This window comes from Allocoprococcus comes (assembly GCF_013300725.1).
In the GTDB taxonomy this organism is placed as follows: domain Bacteria; phylum Bacillota; class Clostridia; order Lachnospirales; family Lachnospiraceae; genus Allocoprococcus; species Allocoprococcus comes_A.
Map to the genome: position 1 here is coordinate 1 of NZ_JAAIMM010000106.1, position 610 is coordinate 610.

The 610-nt window shown below is 43.8% G+C and carries 1 rRNA gene; it reads right to left on the reverse strand.

The annotated features are described in order from the left end of the window. Positions 1-388: 388 nt before the first annotated feature. Positions 389-506, reverse strand: a 5S ribosomal RNA gene (gene rrf, locus G4407_RS16260). Positions 507-610 lie beyond the last annotated feature (104 nt).

Consider the following 610-nt stretch of genomic DNA (forward strand, 5'->3'; position numbering starts at 1 on the left):
TGTCTTTCTCTATTTGAGAATTGATTTATTTTTGTATGCAGTTTTCAAAGTACATATCTGACTGAAGTTTATCAGTCATTAAAAACCAAAATCTCTTTTGATCTTTAATCACTGGTAAAAACCAGCTATCACAACAGCACTGCCCTGCTGATTGGGTTGACCGCAGAATCCCCTTCGGTTCTGTGTCTGTATCTATGCTGAAAGACCGGCGCGGTAGCTAACCGCTACTCAGTCGCTTGACGCTTTGGAGCGAATCTCCAAAGTTTCACTTTATATCAAGCACAGTCTGCTTATTTTCTTATATTTTGATGTTCGCTTCATTTTGTTCAGCGAACGACCTAAAAAACTAAATTCGTTTGCCTTCGGCAATCTCATTAACTTTTTTATGGTCTGGCGGCCACCTGCTCTCCCACACCGTCTCCAGTGCAGTACCATCGGCCGGTCAGGTCTTAACCATCGTGTTCGAGATGGGAACGGGTGTGTCCCCTGACCGCATCGCCACCAGAAGTATCTGAGTTTTGATAACTCAACAATAAACAACACTCCCTACTTTTTCTTCCTTAGAAAGGAGGTGATCCAGCCGCACCTTCCGATACGGCTACCTTGTTAC